This is a genomic window from Streptomyces sp. CA2R106, from assembly GCF_037034245.1.
Taxonomy (GTDB): domain Bacteria; phylum Actinomycetota; class Actinomycetes; order Streptomycetales; family Streptomycetaceae; genus Actinacidiphila.
The window spans coordinates 39,226-59,829 of record NZ_JBAGKC010000028.1 but is presented as its reverse complement, the minus strand read 5'-3'; the positions used below and the strand labels follow the sequence as shown (position 1 = coordinate 59,829).

17 protein-coding genes are annotated in these 20,604 nt (G+C 73.8%); 7 read left to right on the top strand and 10 right to left on the bottom strand.

The window, feature by feature from the left end; translation table 11 throughout:
* Positions 1-38: 38 nt before the first annotated feature.
* The 3 genes from WA788_RS29035 to WA788_RS29025 form a co-directional block, all read right to left on the bottom strand.
* Positions 39-410 carry a GntR family transcriptional regulator gene (locus WA788_RS29035; protein WP_335982261.1) on the bottom strand — a complete coding sequence of 124 codons (372 nt, stop codon included), beginning with the start codon at positions 408-410 and terminating at the stop codon, positions 39-41.
* A complete protein-coding gene (locus WA788_RS29030) occupies positions 407-1,543 on the bottom strand; it encodes a methyltransferase domain-containing protein (RefSeq protein ID WP_335982259.1) in 1,137 nt (378 codons plus the stop codon). Before WA788_RS29030 ends, WA788_RS29035 begins: the two co-directional genes overlap by 4 nt.
* A 78-nt stretch (positions 1,544-1,621) precedes the next feature.
* Complete coding sequence (locus WA788_RS29025) at positions 1,622-2,665, bottom strand: polyprenyl synthetase family protein (protein ID WP_335982258.1); 1,044 nt, start codon at positions 2,663-2,665, stop codon at positions 1,622-1,624.
* Positions 2,666-3,069: 404 nt separating this feature from the next.
* Between WA788_RS29025 and WA788_RS29020 the strand changes: the two genes are divergently transcribed.
* From WA788_RS29020 to WA788_RS29010, 3 genes are all read left to right on the top strand, one after another.
* Positions 3,070-6,552: a DNA polymerase III subunit alpha gene (locus WA788_RS29020; protein ID WP_335982256.1), complete on the top strand. Its 3,483-nt coding sequence runs from the start codon at positions 3,070-3,072 to the stop codon at positions 6,550-6,552.
* A gap of 91 nt (positions 6,553-6,643) precedes the next feature.
* Entirely contained in the window at positions 6,644-7,696 is a 1,053-nt protein-coding gene (locus tag WA788_RS29015; RefSeq protein WP_335982254.1) for a DNA polymerase Y family protein, read from the top strand.
* Between the two features lie 112 nt (positions 7,697-7,808).
* A complete protein-coding gene (locus tag WA788_RS29010) occupies positions 7,809-8,273 on the top strand; it encodes a PPOX class F420-dependent oxidoreductase (protein ID WP_335982252.1) in 465 nt (154 codons plus the stop codon).
* Here the strand turns inward: WA788_RS29010 and WA788_RS29005 are convergent.
* Complete coding sequence (locus WA788_RS29005) at positions 8,270-9,274, bottom strand: helix-turn-helix transcriptional regulator (protein WP_335982250.1); 1,005 nt, start codon at positions 9,272-9,274, stop codon at positions 8,270-8,272. The two genes, WA788_RS29010 and WA788_RS29005, sit on opposite strands and share 4 nt — an antisense overlap.
* 157 nt (positions 9,275-9,431) lie before the next feature.
* Entirely contained in the window at positions 9,432-10,688 is a 1,257-nt protein-coding gene (locus WA788_RS29000) for a DUF5685 family protein (protein WP_335982248.1), read from the bottom strand.
* Between the two features lie 386 nt (positions 10,689-11,074).
* On the opposite strand from WA788_RS29000, the gene WA788_RS28995 reads away from it, so the two are divergent.
* Positions 11,075-11,518 carry a cell division protein SepF gene (locus WA788_RS28995; protein ID WP_335982246.1) on the top strand — a complete coding sequence of 148 codons (444 nt, stop codon included), beginning with the start codon at positions 11,075-11,077 and terminating at the stop codon, positions 11,516-11,518.
* 42 nt (positions 11,519-11,560) lie between these two features.
* Here the strand turns inward: WA788_RS28995 and WA788_RS28990 are convergent, their stop codons facing one another.
* Both WA788_RS28990 and WA788_RS28985 read right to left on the bottom strand, forming a co-directional pair.
* Positions 11,561-12,751: an acyl-CoA dehydrogenase family protein gene (locus WA788_RS28990; RefSeq protein WP_335982244.1), complete on the bottom strand. Its 1,191-nt coding sequence runs from the start codon at positions 12,749-12,751 to the stop codon at positions 11,561-11,563.
* A 65-nt stretch (positions 12,752-12,816) separates the two neighbouring features.
* Positions 12,817-14,502 (bottom strand): MFS transporter, encoded by a 1,686-nt coding sequence (locus tag WA788_RS28985; RefSeq protein ID WP_335982242.1) that lies wholly within the window; start codon positions 14,500-14,502, stop codon positions 12,817-12,819.
* A 396-nt stretch (positions 14,503-14,898) separates the two neighbouring features.
* Here WA788_RS28985 and WA788_RS28980 point away from each other — a divergent pair, with 396 nt between their 5' ends.
* Entirely contained in the window at positions 14,899-15,921 is a 1,023-nt protein-coding gene (locus WA788_RS28980; protein ID WP_443034108.1) for a phosphatase PAP2 family protein, read from the top strand.
* On the opposite strand, the gene WA788_RS28975 is transcribed toward WA788_RS28980, so the two are convergent.
* Positions 15,878-16,096, bottom strand: coding sequence for an I78 family peptidase inhibitor (locus WA788_RS28975; protein ID WP_335982238.1), 219 nt, complete (start codon positions 16,094-16,096; stop codon positions 15,878-15,880). The genes WA788_RS28980 and WA788_RS28975 overlap by 44 nt on opposite strands.
* A gap of 254 nt (positions 16,097-16,350) precedes the next feature.
* Positions 16,351-17,214 carry a LysM peptidoglycan-binding domain-containing protein gene (locus WA788_RS28970; protein WP_335982236.1) on the bottom strand — a complete coding sequence of 288 codons (864 nt, stop codon included), beginning with the start codon at positions 17,212-17,214 and terminating at the stop codon, positions 16,351-16,353.
* A gap of 256 nt (positions 17,215-17,470) precedes the next feature.
* Here WA788_RS28970 and WA788_RS28965 point away from each other — a divergent pair, with 256 nt between their 5' ends.
* Positions 17,471-18,409 carry a hypothetical protein gene (locus WA788_RS28965; protein WP_335982235.1) on the top strand — a complete coding sequence of 313 codons (939 nt, stop codon included), beginning with the start codon at positions 17,471-17,473 and terminating at the stop codon, positions 18,407-18,409.
* A 218-nt stretch (positions 18,410-18,627) separates the two neighbouring features.
* Complete coding sequence (locus WA788_RS28960; protein WP_335982234.1) at positions 18,628-18,981, top strand: hypothetical protein; 354 nt, start codon at positions 18,628-18,630, stop codon at positions 18,979-18,981.
* A 104-nt stretch (positions 18,982-19,085) separates the two neighbouring features.
* On the opposite strand, the gene der is transcribed toward WA788_RS28960, so the two are convergent.
* Positions 19,086-20,543, bottom strand: coding sequence for a ribosome biogenesis GTPase Der (der, locus tag WA788_RS28955; protein WP_335982232.1), 1,458 nt, complete (start codon positions 20,541-20,543; stop codon positions 19,086-19,088).
* Positions 20,544-20,604: the final 61 nt, after the last annotated feature.

Genomic DNA, 20,604 nt, shown 5'->3' with positions numbered 1-20,604 from the left:
CGCCACCGGTCCGGCCCGCCGGCCCCGCCGGCCCCGGCCTACGCGCCGTACTCCGCGCGCAGCGCCTCCTCCACGGCGGCACGCGCGGCGGCGGCGTCCAGGCCGAGACGGTGGACCCGCTGCGCGTAGCCGGTCGCGGCAGCGGCCACCTCGCGGGCCTGGGCGTCGCCCGCCGCGATGTACGTGCCGTGACGGCCCCGGGTCTCGATCACCCCGTCCGCCTCCAGTGCCCGGTACGCCTTCGCGACGGTGTTCGCCGCGAGTCCCAACTGCTCGGCCAGCCCGCGCACGGTGGGCAGCTTGTAGTGGACCGGGAGCTCCCCCGCGCGGGCCTTCTCCGCGATCTGACCGCGCACCTGCTCGTACGGGGCGGCGGTCGCGTCCGGATCGATCGTGATCTCCAGGCTCATACGCCGGATACTGGCACAGCGGGCACCGCCAGCGGCACCGCTCGGGCCGGACCGCCCGGGGCGTAGGCGATGGAGTCCCCGCTCTCGTGCAGATGGAGCAGGAAGCGGTGGCCGGCCAGGTGGCCGTCGATCGCCGCGCGGCAGTAGGCGACCATGTCGTCGGGCAGCGCGTCCAGCGGATACCAGCCCAACTCCGAGCACTTGTCCGGCTCCCGGTTGACCGGTTCGGGGCCGCCGGGCGCCTGGTGCGCGACGAAGAACCAGCCGATCCTGGCCCGTCCGTCGGGCGCCCGGTGCTGCATCACCAGTGCGGCCTCCAGGTCGCCGGGGGCCAGGTCGAGCCCGATCTCCTCCCGCACCTCGCGGATCATTCCGCTCCTGACGTCCTCGCCGTCCTCGAGGTGCCCGGACGGGGCGTGCAGCAGGCCGTCCGCGTAGCCGGTCCCGGCCCGGCGGGCGAGCAGCACGTCCCGGCCGCGCAGCAGGAGCAGGTGGACGTCGACGACCTCGGTGTGCCGGCGGGAGCCGCGGGGCACCGGGCGGACCACCGCCGCATACCGCTCGTCGGACACCTCCCGCCCCCACAGCGCCGTGTCGTGTCCGAGCTGTTCGACCCGGGTCGACCCGCCGAGCGGCGCGGTGAGTTCGACGAGGGTGTCCGCCGAGATGCCGACCGGGGGCGTCCCCCACCTTCCCTCGACGAGGACCAGCCGTCCGCCGGGCCGCAGCAGGTCCGCCCACCGCCGCAGCACGGCGTCCGGGTCCGGCAGCGCCCACAGCACGTGGCGGACGAGGACGACGTCGAATCCGCCGGCCCCCACCGGCGGGTGCCCCGCGTCGCCGACGACCACCCGCGCGTCCGTGCCGGCGAGTTTCGCGCGGGCCCGCGCGGCCATCCGCTCCGACCGGTCCACCGCGGTGACGCGGTGCCCGCCGGCAGCGGCGAGGCGGGCGAGGCTCCCGGTGCCGCAGCCGAGGTCCAGCACGTCGGACGGCTCCGCCGGCAGCCAGGACCTCAGCCGCGCCTCCCAGGCCGAGCGGACGCCCGGGTCGCGCAGGCCGTGGTCGGGTTCGTCGTCGAAGTGGTCCGCGGCGGCATCCCAGTACTGCCGGGCGTCTGCGTCGGTGCTCATACGAGAAGCTTCGCACCCACCACTGACACGGCCGCCGGCGTGCTGACCGGCCGAGCGGATCGGACGGACGAGGAGGGCTCAGGCGCGGCGGGCGGCCAGGCGTCCGGCCATGGCGGCGAGGTGGTCGCGGTGCTGTCCGGGCGGGAGGTCCTCCAGCGCGGCCAGCGCGGCCGCGAGGTGATCGGCGGCGGTGGCCCGGGCGGCGTGCAGCGCCCCGGCCGCTTCCAGGAGTCCGGCCAAGGCGTGCTGGGCGTCCTCCGCCGGCCGCTGCCACAGGTCCTGCAACAGCAGGCGCTGCTGGGGCGTCGCGTTGCCGAAGGCGATCAGCACCGGCAGGGTCGGGCGCCGGTTGCGCAGGTCGCTGAGGGCGGGCTTGCCGGCCGCCCGGTCGTCCTCGGCGTACGGCAGCAGGTCGTCCTGCATCTGGAAGGCGATCCCGAGGTGGTCGGCGAACCGGGCCAGGGCGCGGACGTGCGGCGGCTCCGCTTCGGTCAGCACGGCGGCCGCACGGGTCGCGGCGTCGAGCAGGGCGCCCGTCTTGAGCCGGACCATCCGGAGGTACTGCGCCATGGCGCAGTCCATCCGCCCGGCGAGGTCGGCTTCCATCATCTGGCCGCGGCTGACCTCGACGGCGGCCGTGCTGATCACATCCAGCACCCGGAGTGCCTGTTCGGCACCGTAGCCGCTGGTCGCGAGCGCCCGCGCCTGCCCGAGCGCGGCGCACATCATGGCGTCCCCGCCCACCAGGGCGTCGGCCTGGCCGAAGCGCGCGGCCACGCTCGGGCGGCCGCGCCGCAGCGCGTCCTGGTCGATGATGTCGTCGTGCACGAGCGTGGCGGCGTGCAGCATCTCCAGTGCCGCGGCGGCCGGCAGTGCCGCGCCCGGGTCGCCGCCCAGGGCCGCGACGGTCTCCAGCAGGAGCAGCGGGCGCAGCAGTTTCCCGCCCGGCAGCAGGGCGTAGCGCATCAGCACGCCCAGCCGGTCGTCCGAGGCGCACACGGACTCCAGGTGCCCGAGCAGGAGCGCGGCCAGTTCCACCGCGCAGCCGTCCACCATGGCGGTGTCGGTGGGCGGGGAGAGCACCGTCAGGGGCTCGGGGCCGAGTTCGACGCCTCCGCGCACACTCCACCAGCTCTCAGGCAGGACCGATGACCAGAGCCGCGCGCCCGCCTCTTCGGTCCGGCGAACCGGACGGAAGCCGCGAGCGGCAGATACCCCCACACTATTCCGGCCGCTCGGAGCACCTTCCGGCACCCCATGGCTGGTGCGGGGGCGAAGGCCGGCGCCCTCTCGTGATGAACGTCATTGCGGCCGGCGGCGCCGCGGTCCGCACCGCCAAGTCCGTTGCCAGGCCGCGAAGATGCGGCGCAGGCGTTCGATTTCGCCATCGTCCTCCACCCCCGGACCGCCGACCAACGGGCGCGTTCGAGTCGCTGACCTGGGGCGACCGCGCTAAGGTAATCGAACGAACGTGCGAGAACGTTCCGGACGGATGGCCGAAAAGGGGTGGAGGGTGGAGGTGCGGCATGGCGGGCTTCGCCCATCTGCATGTCGCGTCCGGCTACTCCGAGCGGTACGGCGCGGCCCATCCCGAACAGCTCGCCCTGCGGGCGGCCGAGCGAGGGGTGCGGACGCTGGCACTGACCGACCGGGACACCGTCACGGGGGCCGTGCGGTTCGCGCGGGCGTGCGCGGAAACAGGGGTGCGGCCGGTCTTCGGGATCGACCTCGCCGTGGCCGCGCTCGCGCCACCGCCCCCGGCCCAGCGGCTCAGGGCCCCGGCGCGCGGCGGCGCCCACGTGGTCGAGCCGCCGTTGCGATTCGTCCTGCTCGCCCAGGATGCCCAGGGCTGGGCCCGGCTGTGCCGCATCACCAGTGCCGCCCACGTCGGCACTGCGAGCCGGACGGCGCCCGTCGAGGTGCCGTGGGACGCGCTGCGCGAGCACGGCGGCGCCGGTCTGACCGTGCTGCTCGGGCCGCTCTCGGAGCCGGTGCGGGCGCTGGCGGCCGGCCGGGAGGACGTCGCGGTGAGGCTGCTGCGGCCCTGGTGGGAGATCTTCGGCGACGGGCTGCGACTGGAGGCGGTCGTCCACGGCAAGCCCGGGACGGGGCCGGGCTCGCTGCGGCTGGCCGCCCGCACTCTCGCGCTCGCCGACCGCACCCGTACCACCGCGGTGCTGACCAACGCCGTCCGCTACGCCGACGCGGAGCAGCACCGGCTCGCCGACGTCCTCGACGCCGCGCGGCTGCTGCGGCCGATCGACCGGCGGCAGCTGGACAGCGGGCAGCGCTGGCTCAAGGGGGAGGGGGAGATGTCCCGGGTGGCGCGGGAGATCGCCGAGTGCGCCGGCATGGGACCGCGCCGGGCGGACCGGCTGCTCGCCGACACCGCCGCCACGGCAGCGGCCTGCCGCCTGGACCCGGGGGCGGATCTGGGAATCGGGTCCCGGCACTTCCCCGAACCGGAGGTCGTCGGGGCTCGGAAGCCAGGTCCTGGTGCCGCTGTCCGGCTGCTGCGGGAACGCTGCGAGGCGGGGCTGGCGCGCCGCGGCCTGGAGCGGGACCGTGCGGCGCTGGAACGTATGGGAAGTGAGCTGGAGATCATCGGGAAGCTCGGCTACGACTCGTACTTCCTCGCCGTCGGGCAGGTGGTCGCCGACATCCGCGAGCTGGGCATCAGGGTCGCCGCCCGCGGTTCCGGCGCGGGCTCGATGGTCTGCCACGCCCTCGGTATCGCCACCGCCAACCCGCTCGACCACCACCTGCTGTTCGAACGCTTCCTCAGCGAACGGCGCAGGGGATTGCCCGACATCGACATCGACGTGGAGTCGATGCGCAGGCTGGAGTGCTACGACGCGATCTTCCGCCGGTTCGGCCACGAGCGGGTCGCGGTCACCGCGATGCCCGAGACCTACCGGGCGCGCAGAGCGCTGCGCGACACGGGGCTGGCGCTCGGCATCCCCCCCGCGGAGGTGGACCGCGTCGCCAAGAGCTTCCCGCACCTGCGGGCCGGAGACATCACCAGCGCGCTCGCCGAACTGCCCGAACTTCGCGCACTCGCCTCCGAGGCCGGGCGGTACGGGCCCCTGTGGGAACTCGCAGAAGGGCTGGACTCCCTTGTCCACGGCATGGCCATGCACCCGTGCGGAGTGATCATCAGCGACGCGACCCTGCTGGACCGCCTTCCTGTCCAGCCGACCCCGCAGGGCGACTACCCCATGGCCATGGCGGCCAAGGAAGAGGTCGAAATCCTGGGCAACATCAAACTGGATGTCCTGGCGGTACGGATGCAGTCCTCGATGGCGCACGCGGTCGCGGAGATCGAACGTGCCACGGGGCAGCGGATCGACCTCGACGACGGGAAGCAGGTCCCGCTCGACGACGTCTTCGCGTTCCAGCTGATCCAGCAGAGCCAGACCATCGGCATGTTCCAGTTGGAGTCGCCCGGCCAGCAGGACCTGCTCTCCCGCCTTCAGCCGCGGGACGTGCAGGACGTCATCGCCGACATCAGCCTCTTCCGCCCCGGGCCGGTGGCCGGCGGAATGCCCGAGCGGTACATCGCCGCCCGGCACGGCGGCTCTCCGCGCTTCGCCCACCCCGCCCTGGAACCGGTGCTCGCCGACACCTACGGGGTGACCATCTGGCACGAGCAGATCATCGAGACGCTGGACGTGATGACCGGATGCGGCAAGGACCGGGCGGAGGTGGGCCGGCGCCTGCTCGGCAACCCCGGGAAGCTGCCGGAGATCAGGGACTGGTTCCACCGTGCGGCCGCCGCCCGCGGCTTCTCCCCCGAGGTCCGCGACGAGGTGTGGGCCACGGTCGAGGCGTTCGGCGCCTACGGCTTCTGCCGGGCGCACGCGGTGGCGTTCGCGGTGCCGGCCCTCCAGTCGGCCTGGCTGAAAGCGCACTACCCGGCGTTCCTGCTGGCCGGGCTGCTGGAGCACGACCCGGGCATGTGGCCCAAGCGGGTCATCGTCGCCGACGCCCGGCGCCGCGGGGTGCCCGTGCTGCCGGTCGACGTCAACCGCTCCCGCCCGGAACACGTCGTCGAGCGTGCCGAGGACGAGCGGTGGGGGGTGCGGCTCGCCCTGTCCGGGGTGCGCGGGATCAGCGAGGAAGAGTGCGCGCGGATCTCCGCGGGGCAGCCGTACGATTCCCTGTCCGACTTCTGGCAGCGGGCCAGGCCCAGCCGTCCGGTGGCCGAACAGCTCGCCGGCATCGGTGCGTTGGATGCGCTGCACGACGGGCGGTCGACCCGGCGGGATCTGCTGTTGCAGATCGCCGAACTGCACAGGCAGTCCCGCAACCGCAACGTGACCGAGGGGCAGGTCCCTCTCACCACGGAGGCGGTCGGCGCCGCCGGGCCCGGCGGCCTGCCCGAGATGACCAAGCGCGAAGTGCTCGGCGAGGAACTGCACACGCTCGGCATCGACGTCTCCCGGCATCTGATGGAGTACCACCACCGGCTGCTGCGGGAGATCGGCGCGACCGACGCCGCCCATCTGGGCGGCCTGCCCGCAGGCCGGCAGGTCCTCGTGGCCGGCATACGGTCCGCGACCCAGACCCCGCCGATCGCCTCGGGCAAGCGGATCATCTTCGTCACCCTGGAGGACGGCTCCGGCCTGGTCGACCTCGCTTTCTTCGAGGACTCCCACGAGGCATGCGCGCACACCGTCTTCCACTCCGGGCTGCTGCTGGTCCGCGGCACCGTCCAGGTCCGCGGCACGCGCCGGACGATCGTCGGCACCATGGCCTGGGACCTTGAGCAGCTCGCCGCCACCCGGCGTGACGAGGGACCGGAGGCCGCCCTTGCGCTCCTGGGAGCGGACGGTCCCCACCCGACACCGGCGCAGCCGCAGCCGCAGCCGCAGCCGCAGCCGCAGCGAACTCTGGCGAACGGCACCACCGGCGCCCGCCTCCACCCCTACGCCGACCTCCAGCCCGCCGGCTCCCGCACCGCCGACCTGCGCAGGCTCGGCCACCGCAGCCCGGGGAGCGCGGGATGAGGACGCGCCGCATCGTCGGGGTGACTGCCGCGTGAGAGGGACCGGTGGCGTGGCCGGAGGGCGGCACTCCGGCGGCAGGCAGGTGCTGCACGTGCGGTTGCTGATTCCGGACCGCCGACGCGAGGCCCTGTTCGCCGCGGTCCTGGAGGCGTTGACGAACATCACACCGGTCGTGCAGGCGCTCCCGCCCGACGCCGCGGACCTGGACGTGACCGGTGCGCTGAGGTTCTGGGACCGGGATCTGCGCGGGATCGCGTACTTGGTGCAGGTGCGCCTGGTGGCCTTGTTCGGGCTGGACCGCGCCTGCATCGGGGCCGGGACGAACCGTCAGATCGCCGCCATGGCCGCGTCCGTCACGCCGCCCGGCCGCGTCACCGTCGTCGGCTCCTCCCGCGAGGCGGTGGCCGCGTTCCTTCGTCCGCTGCCGGTGGCGGCGCTGCCGGGCGTCGGGCCGGCCACCGCGGAAACACTGCGGCGGTACGGGCTGCACACGGTCGGCTCGCTCGCCGACCTGCCGCTGGTGACGCTGCAAAGAATCCTGGGCGGCACGGTCGGCAGAGCGGTTCGCGAGCGGGCCCTGGGGATCGACCCCCGGCCGGTCACACCGGCGGAACTGCCGCGGTCGCTCACCAGAGCGGTGGAGTTTCCCGCTGATGTGCTCGATCCCGAGCGGCACCGCACCGCGCTGCTGTCGCTGGCGGACGCACTGGGCGGGCAGCTGCGGCGGGAGGAGCAGGTCGCCGGCGCGATGGTGCTGACGGTGGGGTACGCGGACGGGTCGGCGTCGGTGCGCAAGCGGGTACTGCCCGAGTCCACCGCGCACTCGGCCGCGCTGGCCCGGGCGGCGTACGCGCTGTACGAGCAGTTGGGACTGCAGCGGGCCCGGGTCCGGCGCGTTCATCTGCGGCTGGACGCGCTGCGCCCCGCCAGGGAGGCCGTGCGGCAGCTCAGTTTCGATCCGCGGGACGACCGGGCCCGCGCGGTGGAGGCCGCCGCGGACAGCGCCCGGGCACGTTTCGGAAGCGACGCCGTGATGCCGGCGAGCCTGGCACCGTCCGCCGCCAGAAGGCCGCGCCGGCCCCGCCCGGCGCGTCTCGGGCCGGACCGGCCGCCGTGGGCGACGGGGCTTGTCCCGAAAGAGTGAATCCGTGCGATTCGGTGCTCGGGACGGAACAACCGCCCGGCCACGGCGCGTTCCCCCATGCACAGGCAGTAACCGACCGGTATCCGTCAGCACCGCTCACCGAGGAGCGATCATGCACCAGGCCCCCGCCACCAGCCCGCTGCTGGACCTGCTCAAGGACCAGCGGAACGGAGTGCTCGTCACACTCAAGAAAGACGGCAGGCCCCAGTTGTCCAACGTCACCTTCCTCTACGACGAGTCGACCCGCTACATCCGCGTCTCCGCCACCGACAGCCGGGCCAAGACCCGCAATCTGCGCCGCGACCCGCGGGCGAGCTTCTACGTCACGACCCCCGACCTGGGCGCCTATCTGGTCGCCGAGGGCGAGGCGGAGCTCACCCCGGTGGCCGCCGATCCGCACGACGCCACCGTGGACGAGTTGGTCGAGGTCTACCGGGCGATCGCCGGGGAACACCCGGACTGGGAGGAGTACCGCGCGGCCATGGTGGCCGACGGGAGGCTGGTCATACGCCTGCGGGCCGACCGCGCCTACGGCTGGGGCCGCACCCAGGGCGGCACGAGCGGCCCCCTGGACTAGGGCTGCCCGAGGTCGCCGGGGGCCACCTGGGCGCCGCCCTCCGCACCTCCGCGGTGGGCCGCCCGGGCCAGCCGGCCGGACACCGCCGCGAGCTGGGCCACCAACTCGGGCGGCTCCTTCACCTCGAACTCCGCACCGGTCATGCCGATGAACATCGCCACGGCGTCCAAGGTCTCGAACCCGGTGGTCAGTTCGCAGGTGTCGGGCCCGAGGGCGGCGAGCCGGCCGAAGCCGGACCAGGCGAGGGCGGCAATGGTGTCCAAGGGCGCGTGCAGCACCACCCTGGCCTGGTAGCGGTAGGCCCGGGAGGTGACGCCCGCGGCGACGTAGGAGGCGGCGTCGTCGGGGAGTTCGCGCGGGGCGAAGCGGGGGCCGGTGGGCGGCTTGGGCTCGATCCGGTCCACCCGGAAGGTCCGCCAGTCGTCCCGGTCGGTGTCGAAGGCGAGGAGGTACCAGCGGCGGCCGTGGTGGACCAGCCGGTAGGGCTCGACGGTGCGGCGGCTGCCGGCGCCGCGGTGGTCGAGGTAGTCGAAGCGCAGCTGCTCCCGGTCCCGGCAGGCGGCGCCGATCACGGTCAGCACTTCCTGGCTGACCGTCATAGCGGCGGGCGCGGGCCGCACGGTGACCGCCTGCATCGCCTGCACCCGGTGCCGCAGCCGCGACGGGAGGACCTGCTCCAGCTTGGTCAGCGCCCGCGCCGAGGTCTCCTCGATGCCCTCGACGCCGCCGACCGCGCCGGTACGCAGGCACAGCGCCACCGCGACGGCCTCCTCGTCGTCGAGCAGCAGCGGCGGGAGGGCGGCACCCGCGCCCAGCCGGTAGCCGCCCGCCGTGCCGGGGGTGGCGTGGACGGGGTAGCCGAGCGCGCGCAGGCGTTCGACGTCCCGCCGGACCGTACGGGCGGTGACGTCCAGGCGCCCGGCGAGTTCGGGTCCGGTCCAGTCGCGGCGCGACTGGAGGAGGGAGAGCAGGCGCAGCAGGCGGGCTGAGGTTTCCAGCATGCCGTTCAGTCTGGCAGTGGTCCAGGACAGGAGTTGACCGCAAGGGAGCGAGCGAGGGAGGAAGGAGCAGGGCAGCCGTGGCGGAGCGGTTCGAGGGGGCCGCTGCCGCCACCGGGCGGTACCCGGCGGAACGGCCCGACCCCGGCGGCGCCCCGGTTCAGCAGTCGCACCCGCAGTCACAGCAGTCGCAGTTCCCGCAGCACTCGCAGCAGTCGCCGCAGTTGCTGCAGTCGGTGCTGTCGCAGCAATCGCAGTCGTCGCACCAGGCGTCACGCGGTCGTCCGGTCCAGGCGTCCTTGTGGTCGGTGCAGCACACCTGGCAGGTGCAGAACATGCCGGCGTAGACCAGGCATCCGGCGATCAGGCCGCGGCGGCGGGGCGGCTCGGGCGGGGGCGGGAAACCGCCGGGGCCGCCCGGCTGCTGACCGGGAGGGTGGGGCTGCTGGCCGGGCGCGCCGGGTGCGTAGGGACTGCCGGTGTACGGGTTGCCGGTGTAGGGGTTGCCCGGGTACGGGTCGCCGTTCCGGGCCGCGGGGTGGTGCGCGCAGCCGTCCGTGCCGAAGGCGCGGTCCACGGAGCGTTCGAGTTCGTGGACGAGCAGGGTGTGGGCCAGGCGGGCGGAGGCGGTGTGGGCGAAGTCGACATCGCGGAGGGCGAGTCGGATGCCGTGGCGGGCGTCGTCGCACAGCCGCCGGGCCTCGGCGAGGTCGGTGCCCGTGGCGGTGAGCGGGTTCCAGGCGCCGGTGCGGGTGTCCTCGGCCAGGTCCTCGACCGCGTCGAGCAGGTGGGCGAGGCGGCCGAAGAGCCGTCCGGCCTCCTGGAGCGGGGCGGTGTTGCCCGGCCGCCCGGCGAGGACCGCGGTGTGGGCGAAGGCAGCGGCGGTCGCGGTCTCGGTGGGTTCGGTGACGGCCAGCACGCAACTGCCGAGCCCTGCCGCCGCTTCGACCTCCGCCTGGCGTCCGACCGCGTCGAGCAGCAGCGTGGTGTCGAAGCCGAGGTCGCCGCCGGTGCGTGCGCCGGCCCGGTCCCAGCGGCGGGCGACCTTCTGGGCCGCGCGTGCGACGGGGCGGCGGGCGAACGGGCCGTCGCCGTCGTCGACATGGTCCCGTACCTTCGCCGAGGCCAGGACCAGGGAGACCGCCGCGGCCAGCCGGGCGCCCTCGCCCTTGGCGACGGTCGCGGTGCGCATGCCGCGCAGCGGACAGGGCCCGGCGGTGCGCCGCTGGGCGGGAGTGGGCGCGGACTGGGCCTCGACCAGTACAGAGATGATCAGACCGTCGTAATTGGTCGCGACACGGGCGAACTGCCCGTGCCCGTCGCGCAGGGCGAGGCACAGTCCGCACAGATGGGCCAGCCACGAGGCCGCCATGCCCTCCGACATCCGGTGCCGGCAAGGACGGATGATTCCGAACACGCTTCCCACTCCCCCATCGAACCCGCATTGCAGGACGCGCGGTCGGCGCCGGCGGCCGTTCGGCCCGGCCGGCCATACACCCGCCGCCGCCTGCGCTTTGACCTCCGGTCAGGTTTCAGAACCCGGCCGGCGGTCATGTTATCGGTGCGGGGCCCCGGTCCCGTACGGCCGTACGGCCTCCGAAATCACCCGATCGTGGAGGACGTTCCCATCAGATCGTCAGGCCCCCGATGCCTGCCCCTGCTTGACGGTGCGCCACTATCGTGTGTGCCAGTACCGTCACAAAGGGCCTGCGTGGCGCGTATCCCCTTGGCGCATCACCCTCATCATGGATGACGATAGGACTAAGCGGACGGTACAGACCGCGTGCGAGAGAGGAGGCGTCCATGGGTTCTGTTCGACGGGCGAGTGCCTGGCTTGGCCTCGTCGACGACAACGGCGGCGAGGGTTACTACGACGAGGAGTACGCCGACTACGGCGAGGGCCCGGAGCGCGCCGACACGTGGGTGACCGACCCGCGGGTTCGGATCGCGACCGAGTCGGCCGAGGAGGAGGGGCGGCGGATCGCCACGGTGACGCCCGACGGCTTCCGTGACGCGCGCGGCATCGGTGAGCTGTTCCGCGACGGCGTCCCGGTGATCGTCAACCTCACCGCGATGGAGCCCTCCGACGCCAAGCGCGTGGTGGACTTCGCCGCCGGGCTGACCTTCGGCCTGCGCGGCTCCATCGAGCGGGTGGCCACCCGGGTGTTCCTGCTCACCCCGGCCGACTACTCCGTGATGAACGCCGACTCCCGTCGCGGCGGCGACGGTTTCTTCAACCAGAGCTGAGTCCGGTTCCGGTGGCCGCCACCGCCTTCCGCGGGCAACGCCTCACCCGCGGAAGGCGTCGATGCCGGTGAGTGCCTTGCCGAGCACGAGTTGGTGCATCTCCACGGTGCCCTCGTAGGTCAGCACGGACTCCAGGTTGGTCGCGTGCCGCATCACCGGGTACTCCAGGGAGATGCCGTTGGCGCCCAGGATGGTGCGGGCGGTGCGGCAGATTTCGATCGCCTCGCGCACGTTGTTGAGCTTGCCGAAGCTGACCTGCTCCGGGCGCAGCGTGCCCGCGTCCATCCGCTGCCCGAGGTGGTGCGCCAGCAGGATGCCCTTGTGCAGTTCGACCGCCATGTCGGCGAGCTTCGCCTGGGTGAGCTGGAAGGCGCCGATCGGCCGCCCGAACTGCTCCCGCTCGCCCGCGTAGTCCAGCGCCGCCTCGAAACTGGCCCGGGCCGCGCCCATCGCGCCCCACACGATGCCGTAGCGCGCGTGGTTCAGGCAGCTCAGCGGGCCGCGCAGGCCGCTGACCTCGGGCAGCACCGCGTCCGCGGGCAGCCGCACCCCGTCCAGCACCAGTTCGCTGGTGACCGACGCCCGCAGGCTCCACTTATGGCGGATCTCCGGGGCCGAGAACCCGGGGGTGTCGGTGGGGACGACGAAGCCGCGCACCCCTTCCTCCGTCGTGGCCCAGACCACGGCCACCCCGGCGACCGACCCGTTGGTGATCCACATCTTGCGGCCGTCGAGCACCCAGTCCGCGCCGTCGCGGACCGCGCGGGTGCGCATACCGGCCGGGTCGGAGCCGTGGTCGGGCTCGGTCAGGCCGAAGCAGCCGATCACCTCGCCCGCGGCCATCGACGGCAGCCAGCGCTCCTTGTGCGCGTCGGAGCCGAAGCGGTGGATGGCGTACATCGCGAGCGAACCCTGCACCGACACCAGCGAGCGGATGCCGGAGTCGGCGGCCTCCAGCTCCAGGCAGGCCAGGCCGTACTGCACCGCGCTCGCACCCGCGCAGCCGTAGCCGGTCAGCTGCATGCCGAGGGCGCCGAGGGAGCCGAGTTCACGGGCCAGTTCGCGGATCTCGGGCAGTTCGCCGCGCTCGTACCAGCCGGCCACGTGGGGCAGTACCCGGTCGGTGGCCCACCCGCGGACGGTGTCGCGCACCGCCTTGTCCTCGGCGGTGAGCAGGTCGTCGAGGCCCAGCGGGTCGCGCGGGTCGAAGGGCGCCTTCACGGCGTGGGACATCAGTGGACCTCCGGCCCGTAAAACTAGCGGTGGTCATCATCGCGGGTCGGCGCCGACGTTACGGCTCAGCCCCGGGCCCGTCCAGAGCGTACGGCGGTCGAGCGCGCCGCGGCTCCGGGGGCCGCCGCCCCCGCCCCGTGTACCGTGGCACCTTCTCCCCGGGCACCGGCGCCCTCTTCCTCCGCCCCCGCGCCCTCCGTCCGCACCGGCCACGGCAGCTCCACCGCGGCCCGTTCATCGGACCGGCCCGCACCGCCGCCCACCGCGCACTCCATCACCCGCGGCAGCCGCCGCGCCGCCCACGCGCCCGACAGCAGCAGCGCCACGCTCACCAGGAGCGTCACATGCAGGCCATGCACGAACGAGTGACGTGCGGCCGTCCGCAACGCCGTACCCCGGGCCCCGCCGACGCGTTCGGCGACGTCGTAGGCGCCGCCCAGCGACTGGCCGGCCGCCGTGGTGTCGGTGGCGCTGATCCCGGAGGCGTGGGGGGCGTAGACCGCGTTCATCACACTGCCGAGCAGCGCGATCCCGAGCCCGGCACCGAGTTGGTACGCGGTCTCGCCGACCGCGGCCGCCCCGCCCGCCCGGCTGGCCGGCGCCTGGCTGAGCATCGACTCGTACGCCCCGAACAGGGTGGCCTCCAGGCCGAAGCCGAGCGCGACGAAGGCGACGGTGAGCAGCAGCGGGCGGTCCTGCTGCCCCATCGCGGTCAGCGACAGCACGGCCAGCGCCGTGAGCAGGAAGCCGCCGCCGACCATCCGGCGCGGCCCGAAGCGGGCCAGCGCCCTGGAACCGGCCAGCCCGGCCGCCATCGCGGCGAAGGTGAGCGGCAGCAGGCGCAGCCCGGTGTCCAGCGCGCTGAGGCCGAGCACGAGTTGGAGGTACTGCACCGCGATGAGCTCGAGCCCGACCAGCGCCAGCATGGCCAGCACGATGCAGCCCACCGAGGTGGAGAACGCCGCCTGGGCGAACATCCGCACATCGATCAGCGGGTGCGCCAGGCGCCGCTGCCGCCGCACGAAGTACACCAGCAGCGCCAGCCCGAGCAGCAGCGGCACCCAGACCGAGGGCTCCAGCGGGGCCGCGCCCGCCCCGAACCGCTTGACGCCGAAGACCGCGCCCAGCACGCCGAGCGCGGCGGTGGCGGCGCCGGCCACGTCCCAGGGGCCCTCGGCGCAGCCCCGCGAGGGGGGCAGCAGCAGCCGGCCGACCGGCAGCATCACGGCCATCAGCGGGATGTTGACCAGGAAGACCGAGCCCCACCAGAAGTGCTCCACGAGGAAGCCGCCGAGCACCGGGCCGACCGCCGCGCCGACGGCGGCGACCGCGCTCCACACCCCGATCGCCGTGGCGCGCTCGCGCCGGTCGGGGAAGACCTGCCGCAGGATGGACAGCGTGGCGGGCATGATCATCGCACCGCCGGCGCCGAGCAGGCCGCGGGCGGCGATCAGGACGTCGGGGGTGGGGGCGAACGCGGCCAGCCCGGAGGCCGCGCCGAAGAGCGTGTAGCCGATCAGCAGCACCCGCCGGTGGCCGATCCGGTCCCCGAGGGTGCCGAAGAGGATCAGCAGCGAGGCGGCGATCAGCGGGTAGACGTCGACGATCCACAGCAGGTCCTGGGCGCCGGGCCGTAGGTCCTCGGTGAGTGCGGGCACCGCCACGTGCAGCACGGTGGCGTCCAGTGCGACGATCAGCAGACTCGCGCACAGCACCACGAGGATGGTCCAGCGGCTGACCTGCCGCGTCATAGGCGTACCTCCACGGCCGACTCCGTGCTTCCAGGGCGGTGAGCGGCCAGCGTACGTGACCGGGCTGTGGCCGTCCTGTGCCGTCCACGGCGCCCGCCCCCCGCCCGGGCGGCCAGCACGCGGGAAACCCCGAATAAATTCGAGGGAAATAAGCAACGAATAAGAACACGGCCGTGTGAGTATCGACACCCGAACATAAACTCCACGGCCTCCTCGCATTCACCTCAATCACCGTCCCCCAAAGGGGTGGTGAGACGCACTCCACATCACATCGTCATTACAGATCCGTCCGTACGGCGGTTGCACGCCATCACACGCTGTAACGTCGTTTCAGTGCGTACCGATAACGGGCCCGACCGCGCGGCCGAGCGACCGGCGAGCCGCGGCCTGCCGCGGATGAGCCGAACGCGCGTGTGGCTGTTCGGCCTCACCGTCGCCTCCTACGTAGCGATCGTCGTCGGCGTGCTCACCACCTCGAAGCTGGTGACGCTCGACTGGCAGGTCATGCTCTGGCGCCCCTACAAGCAGTGGCCGCAGATCCACGCGTTCCTGGACTACTTCGTCGTCCTCGGCCAGCGCGGCCCCACCGCCGTGATGGTGCTCGCCTGGCTGGGCTGGCGAGCCTGGCGCCACCGCACCCTGCACCCCCTGCTGGTGCTCGGCACCTCCCTGCTGCTGCTCAACATCACCGTGGGGGCCGTGAAATACGGCCTCGGCCGGCTCGGTCCGCATTACGCGACGACCGTCGGCTCCGCGGAGATGTTCGCCGGCGGCGATATATTTCCTTCCGGGCATACCGCCAACGCGGTGGTGACCTGGGGCGTACTGGCCTATCTCGCCACGACTCCGCGGGCCCGCCGCTGGGGTTCGATCGCCAGCGCGCTGCTGGCGCTCGGCGTCGGCGCGACCACCGTCTACCTCGGCACCCACTGGGTGAGCGATGTGCTGCTCGGCTGGGCGGCGGGGCTGCTGATCCTGCTGGCGCTGCCGTGGTTCGAGCCGTTCATGTCCAAGGCCGAGGACTGGCTCACCGGTGCCTGGCGCCGCTTCCGCGCCCGCCGCGCCGCCCCGGGCGCGGGGACGCCGGCCGCTCCCGTCCCCGCCGGCCAGCAAAGCGGCGAGGGCGAACCGGACCGCGAGACGGTGGGCACGGCCGCCCAGGTGGCAGCGCCCTCCGGCGCACCGGCGCCGGGCACAGTCGTCACGACCCCTGCCCCGGTCGCCGCACCCGCGGCCACCGCGGCGGGCTCGGCCTCAGCGGGCGGGCACTCCCCCGGCCGACCGGCCACGGTGCGCGGCGAGCGCACCCCGCCCGGCTCGGGCGGCGCCCGCCGCCGCCCGGTGGACCGGCAGATCGTGCGCCCCGTGCCGCCGCTCAGCCAAGCCAGCAGCGTTGCACGCGGCCCTCGGCCACGATGAAGTTCAGCCGCCCGAGGACGAACTCCATCGTCACCACCGTCCCGGGCGGCAGGCTGCGGACCGTAGTCCAGCCGTGGGCGCGCGCCCGGGCCTCCGCCTCGGCGGCGGGCAGCCCGAGATAGGCGTCGAGGTTGTCGTCCGGATTGCGGTCCTGGGGGTTCGGCTGCGGTCCCATGAGGGCAACGGTATTCGCTGCAATAGCCGTACGCGGTACGGAGTACGCGAACGGAACACACACCTCCCGCACAGCCCCCACACAAAAAACCATCATTTCCAGTGGTTTACCGGGCGGTCGCAAGTTAAGACGCGACACCGGACGATCGGCTCCCGCCCGCACCTGTGGGGCCGGTGGGGAATCCCACCGGCCCCACAGGGGGCGCAGGGTCCGGGCGGCCGGGATGGCCGGGATGGCCAGGGCGGCCGGCCGGTTCAGTTGACGGTCAGGACGGTGCCCGGCTCCAGCTCGTTCGGGTCATCGCCGACCAGGCTCTTGTTGAGCTGGTACAGCCGCTGCCAGCCGCCGTCCACGCCGTAGGAGGCGGCGATCCCCGACAGGGTCTCGCCGGGCTGCACCGTGTGCACGAGGTGGTTGAAGCCGCTCATCCCGGCGCGCTTGGCACACACCGGCCAGGCGTTCCAGCCCTGTACCCGCAGCACCGCCTCGGCGATGTCGATCTGGTGCTGGGGCGAGGCGAGGTCGGCGCGGCGCGCGTACTTCAGCCCGCCGAACAGCTCCCAGGTGGGCTGCCAGAACTGGAGGCCGCCGTAGTAGCCGTTGCCGGAGTTGATCTGCCAGTTGCCGCTGCTCTCGCACAGGGCGATGTCGTCCCAGACCGAGCGCTGCCGGGTGAAGCTCTCCGCACGGGGCGCGGCGGGCACAGCGGCAGTGGTGGCGGCGGTGGTGGCGGTTGCGGTGGTCGCGGTGGCCGCGGCAGGGGCGACGTCGCCGAGCTGCGCCGTACCGGCCTGCGGGTCGACGGTGCGGGCCGTGTCCAGGGAGGCGGGCTGCTGGGGGGCGGGAGCCGCGGCGGCGGTCTGCGTCACCATCGGCAGCAGTGCGCAGGCGCCGAGCACGGCGGCCGCGGCGACGGCGCGCGGGCCGCGGATGCCGGCCAGGGTGATGCGGCGGATGCCGCCGAGGTGGCGCGAGCGGCGGGCGGCGGCCCATGCCTCGCCCCAGGGCGACGGGGAGGGCGACGCCTGCTCGGCGGCCCACGGGAGCGCCGCCTGCGGTGGCGCCGGCTGGGAGGCCGGCCGGCGTGACTGAACCGGCTGAGCTGGCGGGGCTGACATATCAGATGAGTCCGACAAGTTCGACAGTTCGATCATCGGGCCACGCTAGGCACGCCCCCGCCACGGCACGCCGCCGCCACGGCACGCACGCCCTACACCTCACCCGGACGGCGCACGCACCCGGCGCAACCCGTATCCCGTAAACCGTGACTCCGCGCGCGGGCCGTCCGTTGTCACAGTGCGCCGGGACCCGCCCGGCGACCGGACCCCCGGCCCGCATTCGTGACCGCAGCACCGCACTTCCAAGGAGACTCCCGTGGCGCCCATGCTCGACGTGAGCGATGAGGTACGAGCCGAGATCGGCGACGAGGAGACCGACCGGCTCCTCACCGGCGAGAGCTTGCCGGGCACGTACGACTGCACGTCCTGCCGCACGCCCGGTGACAGCGGGCAGGAGCGGACCAGCACCGTGCTGTTCGTGGGCGACGAGACCGCCGTGCTGGCGTTCGCGCACGCCGCGTGCATCCCCTCGCAGGTCGTGCCGGTGTCCGAGGCCCAGTTGCAGGGCGCGGTGGCGAGCATCTCCGGCGGTGTGCCCGCGGGGCCGGGCAGCCCCGCCGGCGGTGTCCCGCCGCACAGCGCGCCGTACGGGGGACCCGAGGGCGGCGGCACGGCAGGGGGCGGCGCGGGGAGCGGCACGGTGGGCGGCCAGAGCGCGGACCGGTCGGCCGCGTCCGCGCGACCGTCGGGGCCGGCCGCGCCCGACCTCGACCTCGCCCCCCGGCAAGCGGTGCTGGGCATCACCTGCGGTCTGATCATCGTGGAGGAGCAACTGCGCCCGGCGCTGGTCGTGGAGCCGACCGGACCGGTCGCCCGGGTCGGTTCCACCGGCGGTGGCGACGACTTCCTGCCGCTCCTCATCGAGCAGGGCTTCGTCCCCCAGCTCGACCTGGAGGCGCCGCCGTCGCCGCTGCCGGGCTGGTCGGTGCTGCTGGCCATGGGCAAGCTGCACGCCGTGCTCCAGCCGGGCGTGGGCGGCGGCCCGGCCGCGGCCTGGTGGCAGGCGCACCAGCCGCTCCAGGTCAGCGACGGCTGGCGGGCCGCGGTGCAGCGCGGCAACGAGGTGTACGTGTACGCCGGCCCGGCCGGTTCGATCGGCCGCCAGCCGCGCGAGGACCTGATGCGGGACGCGCTGGCCCGGGCCTGCGCGCGCGGCCAGCTCGTCGCGGCGACCATGCCGCTGTCGGGAACGTGATCAGCACATCGTCATAGCGATCACCCGGTCGGAGGGCGCGCGCGGTACGCCACGCGCGCCCTTCGCACGTCATACCGCCGCCATCGCCGCGTTGACCTGGTCAAATATCGGCAATTCAACCGCCCGGCCCGCATCCCGCCCGGCGCCGGGTCGTTGGCAGTTACGTGTACAGCTTCGACGCATCCTCCCGAGCCCCTTACCAGCGCTACATCCCGCCCATGCGCACCGCGCAGGACGGGAGCGGGTCCGGTGCGTCGAACACGCCGATCTACGACGCGCTGTACTCGGAGTACCAGCGGCTGTTCCGTACCCTCCCCGGGGACCGCAGCGGTGAGGAGTCCCTTCAGTTCAAGGGGTTCGCGGCCTGGCAGGCGGAGTACCCGCCGCTGGCGCCGGGCGGCCGGCACCGCAGCGCTCCCGGGGGCGCCGGGAGCGGCGGGGCGCACGGCTCGGGCAGCGGCACGAACGGCGGTGCGAACGGGCGCGGCGGCCGGACCGGGCGGCGCGGCGGGACGAACGGGGACGGCCCGGCGGCGCTCCCCCCGGGCCGCGGCGACGACCGGAACCGGTAACGGCCGGACAGATAGCGGCCGGACCAGGTGACGGCCGGACAGGCAGCGCCCGGGCCCGGTAGTAGCGGCCCTACCGGGTCGAGCCACTACCGGCGCCGGCGCCGCTACTTCTTCCGGCCGCGCTTCTCCCGCACCCGCACCGACACCTGGATCGGCGTGCCCTCGAAGCCGAACTCCTCGCGCAGCCGGCGCTCGATGAACCGGCGGTAGCCCGCCTCCAGGAAGCCCGACGCGAACAGCACGAAGCGCGGCGGCTTGGTGCCCGCCTGGGTGCCGAACAGGATGCGCGGCTGCTTCCCGCCGCGGATCGGGTGCGGGTGGGCGGAGACCAGCTCGCCGAGGAAGCCGTTGAGCCGCCCGGTCGGCACCCGGGTCTCCCACCCGGCGAGCGCGGTCTCGATCGCCGGGACCAGCTTCTCCATGTGCCGCCCGGTCCGCGCCGAGACGTTGACGCGCGGCGCCCACTGCACCTGGACGAGGTCCCGCTCGATCTCGCGCTCGAGGTAGTAGCGGCGCTCCTCGTCGAGCATGTCCCACTTGTTGTAGGCGATGACGACGGCGCGGCCGGCCTCGACCGCCATCGAGATGATCCGGGTGTCCTGCTCGCTGAGCGTGTCGCTCGCGTCGATCAGGACCACCGCGACCTCGGCCTTCTCCACCGCGGCCGCGGTGCGCAGGGAGGCGTAGTAGTCGGCGCCCTCGGTGAGGTGCACCCGCCGCCGGATACCGGCGGTGTCGACGAACTTCCAGGTCACGCCGCCCAGCTCGATCAGCTCGTCGACCGGGTCGCGGGTGGTGCCGGCGATTTCGTTGACCACCACCCGGTCGCTGCCGGCCACCTTGTTCAGCAGCGAGGACTTGCCGACGTTGGGGCGGCCGATCAGCGCGATGCGGCGCGGCCCGCCCAGGGCCTCGCCGAAGGTCATCGCGGGCGCCTCGGGCAGCGCCTCCATGACGGCGTCGAGCAGGTCGCCGGTGCCGCGGCCGTGCAGCGACGAGATCGGGTACGGCTCGCCGAGCCCGAGGTTCCACAGCGCGTACGCGTCGGCCTCGCCGGAGGGGCCGTCGACCTTGTTGGCGGCGAGCACCACCGGCTTGCCGGCCCGGCGCAGCAGCTTCACCACGGCCTCGTCGGTGTCGGTGGCGCCCACCTTGGCATCGACGACGAAAACCACCGCGTCGGCGGCGTCGATCGCGAACTCCGCCTGCGCGGCCACCGACGCGTCGATGCCGAGCACGTCCTGCTCCCAGCCGCCGGTGTCGACCAGCTTGAAGCGGCGCCCGTTCCAGTTCGCCTCGTAGGTGACCCGGTCGCGGGTGACGCCGGGGCGGTCCTCCACGACGGCCTCGCGGCGGCCGATGATCCGGTTCACCAGTGTCGACTTGCCGACGTTCGGCCGGCCGACCACGGCGAGCACGGGCAGCGGCCCGTGCCCGGCGTCGGCGAGGTCGTCGGCGACCTCCTCCGGGTCGAAGCCCTCCTCCGCGGCGAGCTGCATGAACTCGGCGTATTCGGCGTCGCCGAGCGCGTCGGCGGTGCCGTGTTCGTGTCCCTGGTCCATGAGGTCTCTCCGTCGATCAGCAAGAAGTACGTGGGCGCGATCCGCCCGGGCCCGGCCGGCG